Source organism: Vibrio sp. S457-15 (genome assembly GCF_000960545.1).
Lineage (GTDB): Bacteria > Pseudomonadota > Gammaproteobacteria > Enterobacterales > Vibrionaceae > Vibrio > Vibrio parahaemolyticus.
Genome location: NZ_JYOQ01000055.1, coordinates 1 through 421, shown reverse-complemented (window position 1 = coordinate 421; position 421 = coordinate 1). Strand labels below are relative to the sequence as shown.

At 41.8% G+C, this 421-nt stretch carries 1 protein-coding gene; it reads left to right on the top strand.

All coding sequences use genetic code 11. The features are described from left to right. Positions 1 to 229 precede the first annotated feature (229 nt). Positions 230 to 421: PLP-dependent transferase (locus UF05_RS07630; RefSeq protein WP_048852357.1), on the top strand; the 192-nt coding region annotated here is incomplete at its 3' end.

Below are 421 nucleotides of genomic sequence, written 5' to 3'. Positions count from 1 at the left end.
ACGCAATAGGGCAAATTAACTTTAGTTCATATTGAAGGAGGATTATCAACAAGATTAAAGACTTTCAATCAAGCGCAAGTTATACCCATCGATGAATATCAAAAATGTTACATTTTTCAATTTCATAAACGATTCTGGACTTAGGCAATGTGACCCATAACGAGGCTCTGTGGTTAAAAAGTCGACATGATAAGTCCACGATTTATCTCGATGACGCTCAAGGAAGAACATGAAAGACGAAACGCTATGCATCCATTTTGGATACGAAACTGACCCTACCACTAAATCTGGCGCGACGCCGATTTATCAAACGGTGGCGTACGAGTTTGATCACGCGCAGCACGGCGCTGATCTGTTTAACTTGGAAGGGCTGGGTAATATCTACACTCGCATCATGACTCCGACTAACGATGTTCTGGAA